The sequence below is a fragment of the Endozoicomonas sp. genome (assembly GCF_031844845.1).
Classification (GTDB): domain Bacteria; phylum Pseudomonadota; class Gammaproteobacteria; order Pseudomonadales; family Endozoicomonadaceae; genus Endozoicomonas.
Genome location: NZ_JAVRMB020000275.1, coordinates 1 through 7,797, shown reverse-complemented (window position 1 = coordinate 7,797; position 7,797 = coordinate 1). Strand labels below are relative to the sequence as shown.

The 7,797-nt window shown below is 45.5% G+C and carries 8 protein-coding genes; 5 read left to right on the top strand and 3 right to left on the bottom strand.

Annotated features, from left to right (window positions below; translation table 11 throughout):
• Positions 1-333: 333 nt before the first annotated feature.
• Positions 334-624, bottom strand: coding sequence for a NadS family protein (gene nadS / locus RM811_RS14655; RefSeq protein ID WP_402525655.1), 291 nt, complete (start codon positions 622-624; stop codon positions 334-336).
• On the bottom strand, positions 617-889 hold the full coding sequence (locus RM811_RS14650; RefSeq protein ID WP_402525653.1) for a type II toxin-antitoxin system RelE/ParE family toxin: 273 nt from the start codon (positions 887-889) through the stop codon (positions 617-619). The genes nadS and RM811_RS14650 overlap by 8 nt, the downstream gene beginning before the upstream one ends.
• Before the next feature lie 221 nt (positions 890-1,110).
• Between RM811_RS14650 and RM811_RS14645 the strand changes: the two genes are divergently transcribed.
• The gene (locus RM811_RS14645) at positions 1,111-1,650 is read left to right on the top strand and encodes a DUF6155 family protein (RefSeq protein ID WP_402525651.1); all 540 of its coding nucleotides are present in this window, start codon (positions 1,111-1,113) and stop codon (positions 1,648-1,650) included.
• Position 1,651: 1 nt separating this feature from the next.
• Positions 1,652-2,857 (top strand): IS1096 element passenger TnpR family protein, encoded by a 1,206-nt coding sequence (locus RM811_RS14640; RefSeq protein ID WP_402525649.1) that lies wholly within the window; start codon positions 1,652-1,654, stop codon positions 2,855-2,857.
• A 16-nt stretch (positions 2,858-2,873) separates the two neighbouring features.
• Here RM811_RS14640 and RM811_RS14635 read toward each other — a convergent pair whose 3' ends face one another.
• Positions 2,874-3,101 carry a hypothetical protein gene (locus RM811_RS14635; RefSeq protein ID WP_402525646.1) on the bottom strand — a complete coding sequence of 76 codons (228 nt, stop codon included), beginning with the start codon at positions 3,099-3,101 and terminating at the stop codon, positions 2,874-2,876.
• Between the two features lie 1,085 nt (positions 3,102-4,186).
• Between RM811_RS14635 and RM811_RS14630 the strand changes: the two genes are divergently transcribed.
• The 3 genes from RM811_RS14630 to RM811_RS14620 all read left to right on the top strand — a co-directional run bounded on the left by RM811_RS14630 (position 4,187) and on the right by RM811_RS14620 (position 7,727).
• The gene (locus RM811_RS14630; protein ID WP_402525644.1) at positions 4,187-7,036 is read left to right on the top strand and encodes an ankyrin repeat domain-containing protein; all 2,850 of its coding nucleotides are present in this window, start codon (positions 4,187-4,189) and stop codon (positions 7,034-7,036) included.
• A 95-nt stretch (positions 7,037-7,131) separates the two neighbouring features.
• Complete coding sequence (locus tag RM811_RS14625; RefSeq protein WP_402525642.1) at positions 7,132-7,428, top strand: hypothetical protein; 297 nt, start codon at positions 7,132-7,134, stop codon at positions 7,426-7,428.
• A 161-nt stretch (positions 7,429-7,589) separates the two neighbouring features.
• A complete protein-coding gene (locus RM811_RS14620) occupies positions 7,590-7,727 on the top strand; it encodes a hypothetical protein (RefSeq protein ID WP_402525640.1) in 138 nt (45 codons plus the stop codon).
• The last annotated feature ends 70 nt before the right edge of the window (positions 7,728-7,797 follow it).

The following is a 7,797-nucleotide window of genomic DNA, read 5'->3' as shown; positions in this document are numbered from 1 at the left end:
CATACGAGATGCTTACGGACGTCTCGTGGGCTCGGAGATGTGTATAAGAGACAGCGTTTAATCAAAGACTGTATAGAATCTGAGCCAGCAGAAGAACTGAAGAAGGGGATAGCTATTAATGCCGCTGGAGCATCAACGTTCTGAATGAACTTACAGAGGTTCTGAAAATTCACTGAGTTAAGGCTGTTTACCGGCAGTACGCTCACCGCATAATCATGCAGCTATAGCTAATGGTTACCACCCCGGCGACCATCATACTCCGTGAATGACTGTACTGATCCGATCAAAAGAACCCGAACCCGATCCCCCCTGCGCGCCTTCCCGTTTTCAACCTCACCCATGCAAGGCTTTTAATGTACCTTCCGGATCCACAGCAAAGATTCTCAATAACGCTTTAGCAGGCCCGGTTGGCTGACGACGTCCCTGCTCCCAGTTCTCCAGCGTCCTTTTGCTGACACCAATCAGCAAGGCAAACCTGCTCTGGCTAAGCCCGACTTTCTCGCGGATACTTTTTACCTCCACCTCTGGAAACTCAGTCACTCGCGCAGCAGGCTTCTTACCTTCACGAATGTCATCCATCTCCCGGACGCTTGCCAGTAACTCATCAAACATTGATTTATCCATCGGACCACCTCTCTACCATTTTTTTCAGCAGCTTCTTCTGCTCTGCAGTCAGCTCCCCTTGCTGATTTTTGGGGTATGCATAAAGCATATAGATCTGATCATCGGCTGATACCCAGTAATAAATGATGCGTACGCCACCACTTTTACCTCGCCCATCCAGCTTCCACCTCAGCTTTCGCAACCCACCGGTGGACTGGATAACAGGCCCAGCGTCAGGCCGGTTAACCAGTGATTCCTGCAGCAACTTATACTCATCATCACTCATTAACTCTTTGATCCTTCGAGTGAAGGTCGTCGTTTCAATAATAACCACAGGCCTAATTATACGCCAGTGGCGTACTTTGTCAAAATATCCGATTTCAGCAACTATCGATAAACACGCCTACCGACAGGAACTCCGGAAAATAGTTGTCATTGATCACTCATCAAGCTACAAATCGCCACCAGCCATCTCACGCCCCTGCCCCTTGAAAAATGATCGTACGAATGACCAGGAAACCCAGCCACACTGAACTGAAGAAACAGTTGAGAAACAAGACCCAGAATGAACTGGTCGAAGAAATTACTCACCTCTACAAGAAATTCAACAATGTGAAAGAGTTCTATCAGGCCTCTTTCTTTAATGACGATTCTGCTATGCTGGAAAAATACAAAAAGATCGTCAGGGATGAGTACATCCCTTCTGGCCGAAAACAATTCCCCAGCATGCGGGCCTCCGTGGCCAGAAAAGCCATTTCGGATTACAAAAAAATATCCTGCTCAAATGCCGGTCTCGCTGATATCATGCTCACTTTTGTGGAGTCTGACGTCTGGTGTACCAAAGAGTATGGCGATATTGATGAGTCATTCTATCGCAGCATGGAAAGTATGTATGAAAATGCCATCAATTTTATTACCAAAGAAAGTCTGCTCCAGGAGTTCAACGATCGCCTTCTCGCCATCGTAGAGGACACCTCCGGGATAGGCTGGTGGTTCCATGACACCCTGTCAGACACTTACGATTCCTATGCAGGCGACGTTGATTGACATGAAATTCATCAAACTCTCATCTGATTCGCTGAAAGTCATCCAGGCTCAAGACTTCACTGACACAGAACCCGGTTCTGCAGTAAAAGAGTTCAATAGCTTTCTGAACCGCGTTATGGAAAAACCCGTCCCGCTGAGTAAGGGGAAGCGACAGCCGGTCCAGAAATGGACTGCGCTTCTGAATGGAGAGCTGACCGTCCCCGACTGCCCTGAACTAAAGCGTCCACTCACCATTCACTACCCTTCGGTACTGGGTTTGTACCTACTGGTTCGTGCCTCCGGGCTCGGCCGGATTGTCGTGGCGGGAACCCACAAGCTGCAGCTGGTCATTAACGAAAACATGATGGCACAGTGGCAACAGCTGAAACCTGTAGAGCAATACTTCAGCCTGCTGGATACCTGGCTGACCCGGGGCAGTTCAGACATTATTGGTGAAGAGCTGCACGGCCGGGATCATCGCCTCCTGGCCTGCAGTGGCGTTAACTTTCTCAGACAGTCTGCTTTTAATGAGGAGCCGATTTCACCCATAGGTCTTGAAGCACTGCCCATCAGTTTGGGGGCTTATAACATTGCATTATTAAACCTTTTTGGGCTGGCCAACATCCAGTGGCAAGGTACCCATAAGCTTGCACACCTGCAATTTACCCCTCTGGGCGTAACCCTGTTTAATGCCTTCCAGAAATCCGTCGACCTCCATGGACTGGCTCTGCCCGCTGGCTGCGAGGACATACTCTATGAAGCTAACGGCATGCTGAAAGTCGTCCAGCAATGGCGGGACGACATTAAACAACTGCTGCATCCACCCGTCGTCAAACTGCACGACAGCTACATTATTAATGCGTCAATGTATGCCTACAAATGTCGCAGAACACTGATGGTGCCAGTTACTGCAACACTGGAGCAACTGGCACGCAAAGTACTGGTTGCCTTTTCATTCACCACTGACCGCCTTTACTGCGTTATTCACGAAGATAACTATGGCAATATTTATAAAATCGCCGATCCCCGATTAAAGCCCCGCTATGCAAATTATACTGACGATATCACTCTGAAGGATCTTGTCCCTGAGTCCGGCAATCAATACAAACTGCATTACAACCTCAATAACCACTGGGAATTTATCCTGGAGATAGTGGATGGCGTCGACGAAAAAATCGATACCATCACCGTAACGGACCGAAAAGGAGAACCTCCCAGAGAATTCTGACGTAGCATCAGACAATTCACACCTGCCCCAACCTCGCCTGCAGGTTGGTCAACCGGCGGTTCGACTTTCGGGTTCGAGCTGCCATGCCCACTGCCTTGGGCTGGCTCACCAGCAGCACCATCTGTTTGCCACGGGTGACACCGGTATAGAGCAGGTTCCGTCCAACAACGTGTAGTGCTGCATGGCCATAGGAATCACCACACAGGGGTATTCTGAGTCCTGATTTTATGGATGGTGATGGCATAGGCCAGCTTGACCGGATCAAAACCGAATTTCTCCAGCAACCGTCGTGTGACTACCGACATCAACTCAACAGATGTGAAAAACGACCTGATTTTTTTCGTGTGTCAGGCAATATTATACTTATTCTAAGAGAATGGTTTGTGTATCCGATGATTGCTTCAGATAATCTACTTTTCATATTTTATGAAAAAAATACATTACTTTATTGCCGTCCCTCCGCCACTTTTGTGATTGTTACCCTACCCTATCAAAGTTACCTTTGTTTCATTTTCTTCCGCTATTTCAGCAAGTTACCCCCTGCAAAAACCCACCTATTGCTTTTTACAGCAACCACATAAACGCCGACATTTGCCGACAAACGCCCCACACCCTGGTTTCTTCTCTAAAAAGTTTCCCACTTTTTCGTTTTTGGTGGGCTGTTTGCTATTCCTTATAGATCAATCGGTTATGGCGGTTTTTACACGACATCTACAGACTAAGGTTTCTCCTAAATCTCACCTATCGGGATTGCCTTAATTGGTTGATTTTTAGTCTCATCTACCACTCTAATCCCCTACCCCTCGCCCCCCAGCACCGAAAAAACCCACCAGAGAAGGCTTTTTATAGTACTACCGTGGTTTTACTACTGACCGCCTATCGGTATGAGTTAGTACAATCTTCCAACTTATAAAATCACCACTCTGAGCTACCTGAACCCATGCTCCCCAACGTCAATAAAAGACGGCGGTAAAATCTACGGGCGGTAGCGTGCTTTTTGCTTAACTGGAAACTTTGGTTGACATAATGCACAAAGAAAGACCTGACCCCGGTTTTTGGTCAGGAGAAAAGTATATTAGTTGCTCGGTTAGTCAGGTTTATGGGTGTCCCCTTTTTATTCCTCCTTTTTATTCCCTTTGTTGCTCGGTTAGTCAGGTTTATGGGTGTCCCCTTTTTATTCCCTTTTTATTCCATTCGCCCCAGCTGTCTTGGTTATAAAAGAATTTGAACTTATTCCGTGGCTAGTGGTCATAGCGGTAAGTTTTCCGGGTTCTGGGGTGTTTAGGAATATATTAATCTGTATTGATCAATAAAGGTGAGGCGTTTGCTATGATCGATTGTTTAGGAAATGGGGGAGGCTTGCCCAATTCAGGGGAATGTGAATCATTTGGTAAACAGGATAGTGTAACTGTTGCTGATTCAAAAAAGGTGCCTACAGCCCTGAATATTCCCAAACAGATAGTAGGTTATGGTGGGGGTGAATCAGCCGGTGTCGCATCTGTGGAAGCAGTACCTGTGGGTGATCGATCAATGAAATCTGTGGCTTATCCATCAATGCTGTTTTTGGAGGAGGATGATAATAAAACAGATCTGAGTCACCTTATGGATGAGTTTTTAACGCAGAATTTTTTTAATAAATTTAAAAATATTGATTTGTTATCAACTGGTGATGATGAGCTTATCACCATCCTTCTTAAACTTGTAGAATGCAATCGCGTTGACATTTTAAAATTGATGCCTGGAATATTGTTTCAAAGGAAGTCTCGTTTTTCCGGTATATTGCATCGTGCAGCAGAGCTGGGCTATTTAGAGTGTGTTAAATTACTGGTCGGTAAAGCGCCTGAATTATTGGAATTGTATGCCGGGTATGGGAGGAGTGAAAGTCCGATATGTTTGGCCGCAGCAAATGGCCATATTGACTGCCTTCGATTTCTTTGTGATACCTTTGGGAATGATTATAATCGTCGTTTTGGTTTCGAGAAAAAAAATATTTTACAATATGCGGCGCAGGGGGGGCATTTGGAATGTATGGAATTTCTTTCGGATAAATACCCCGATCTTATCAAACAGGAAGATAGGTTTGAACAAAATTCATTGCACTATGCAATTATGGGAAAGGGTGCTGATAGCCTTAATTGCTTGCTTACACTAATTGGAAAGTACCCTGCAGGGGTGTGGCAGAAAGAATGCATGGAAAATAATGGTCTGGTTGCTGCCGCTTTGAAGTATCGTAATGTAAAAATTTTAGCTTATTTACTGGAATTTGATTTACACCGTAGGCCGCTTAGTTGTACCAAAGAATTTAGCAAGTGTATTCGAGCGCTTGTGGATGGTACATTAGGACCACTGGATATGGAATGTATCCGTATATTCGACAAAGCACTAAAAAAGTTTGATTTGCTGGCTACCGAACCCGAACTCACAGGGTTTAACCGGAAAAACTACCGTGATCAATATAGGCGAAAAACATATCAAGGCTTTGCGTATCGTAAACCGGGATCTGATTGTAAGGAAGCGGGACGGAACCTGGTTCAGGCTGTTGAGAGACACAATCTGGATTCCGCTGCCTCTGTTGACTCTCTGGGTCAGGCTAAAGCTCTGCTGGCAGGATTTGATAACGTGGGGGTGTTTTCCGAGATAGATGTTTTTCCAGGGGAGAAGGCAGGTAAATATTATAGTCAGGGTGATCTCAATGCTGAGGTTCGAGTGTTGGAGGTTCTTGCCGGATTGGGGGTAAAAAATATCAATTACATGGTTTCTGCCCTTGGTGAATTGTCAGTTGCTTCTGCAAAATTGTCTGATCAGATTGGGGCAATGGTAGAAGTTGAGAAACAGGGCCAGAAAATCAGGAAAGGTGGTACGACCATTACAATAATACCTGTCGGTAGTTGTGCAGCAAGGTCAAGGTCAGTAAGCAGTCCTGTTATATTTTCATTTTCTGATTTTTATACTGTGGAGAAAACATGTAGCCACATATCCAAGAATTACATCTGTATAAAGCCTTATCATTTTGCTTCTGCAGCTGCATCAATGTGGATTGCTATTCGCGACAATCCGGAAAGGGGGCGTCCGATTTTACAGAATTTGCCGGTTAATGCTGTTATTCCCAATAATGTAAACCATTCCTCAGGTATTGAATATCTGGACCTGGCAGGCAAAACCTCCACTGAGCCTGAACTTTCAGCAGAGCCCGGTGCTGCCATTAACGCGGGAATAACCCTGTGTGCAAAGCGGAAAGAAAATCGACTGCATATTTCGATGGTTTATGGGCTGCATCATCTTGATGTGGGGGGGGCAGACAGAAAGAAGATGTTAACAACATGGGTTAAAGCCATTCAGGAGAAGTTAGCATCGTCCACTGATAAATGTCCCGTGATGGTCACTCTGGTTTCCAATATGATGGGTAGTGATGCTTTAGAGTCATTGGAGGGAAGCACCGGTGTTCGCTGTTTCGGATTTGCCGGTAAAACCGATAAACAGGTGACAGACTGGTTACAGGGTTTATCATCGGGTGAGGTGGTGCTGGGGGTTATGCCAAGCCTGCCCAGACCGGTTTTTGACCAGTTGGTGAACAGCTCGGATTATCCGGTCCTGGTGGAAGGTGCCAATCTGACATCTCATGTTATACAACGGGGGCATCCCCATCTGTCGGTATTACCTCAGGGAAAGACGCCGGTTTCCCTGGATATGGGCAATCCTCTTGAAGCGATGAAGGCACAGGCGTTTTCGTACAAACTGAACCTTTCAGAACGTTCAGAACAGGCGCTAAATGCCCTTTTGGGATTCATCATCAACAAGAAATATAAAGAAGGGCTGGATCTTGTTGAAAAACTGTCTGGCGACTCTGACCACGAGCAGTTGAGTTTTTTATGGGGCCAGCTCAATAAGGGTCAGCACCCGAAATCAAAGTCATTCATTACAGTTCAGAGTCTGTTAGAGAGAGGAGAAATATTGGCAGAGCAGAATAGGTCATTGGGTGAGATTGGATTTTCAGCGCTCAAATCAGCCGTTGATCCCTCAGTGGCTGCCCTGGCCTCTTATTTGAACGATTGTCTGGATGATAAATCACCGACATGCCACCACTTTGCACTTCAGCAACATCATGTGCGTCAGCCTTTTAATGATGCTGTGACCCAGTCACTGGTTGCTTTTGGTAAGCAGATGGGGCTATTGCAGTAGTTTTTCAGGAAGCAGATGGCATTCCCCCCCCTCTTGATGGTTGAGCCTGAAAATGCCGTCTGGGAAAAACTGATCTGAAAAATCGGTATGTTGCTATGCCAACATTGTTGGGTCTAAGACATAGTTTCAGTAATAATGGTCGACATTGGGCAGTTATATGTTACGACGAGGAAAATAGTTGTGTAACCGACCACAGAGAAAAAGTGATGGTCTTTAGTCTTGATGATGAGAGTATGTCCCAGCCTTACATCATTAAGCATGGGGCTAACGGTAGACTTATTTGGCAAGTGGCCTTTAGTGGCAATGTTTTGCTGGCTGCTTCTCATAACCAGATCAGTGTGTCCCGTCGTGATGAATTCGGAAAAAAATTGGGGTCAGGTCTTTCTTTTTGAATAAACACAATATTAAAAACCTGACCATGGTTTAATACTTGTTTATGCGTCAAGAAGAAAGACCTAATGGAATGGTCCGCCCCGCTCCCAAACCGGCTTCAATTGAGCCATGATAGAATGAGCTAAGCGAACGTCATTCAAAATAAGAAACGGAGCGAACCATGAGTAAACATAACAAATCAGGAGTAAGCCAGAAAGGTCAGGTTGCTGTTCTCGGAATTGATTTGAGTAAAAAAAAAATTGGGGTCAGGTCTTTCTTTTTGAATAAATACAATATTCAAAACCTGACCATGGTTTAATACTTGTTTATGCGTCAAGAAGAAAGACCTAATGGAATGGTCCGCCCCGCTCCCAAACCTGCTTCAATTG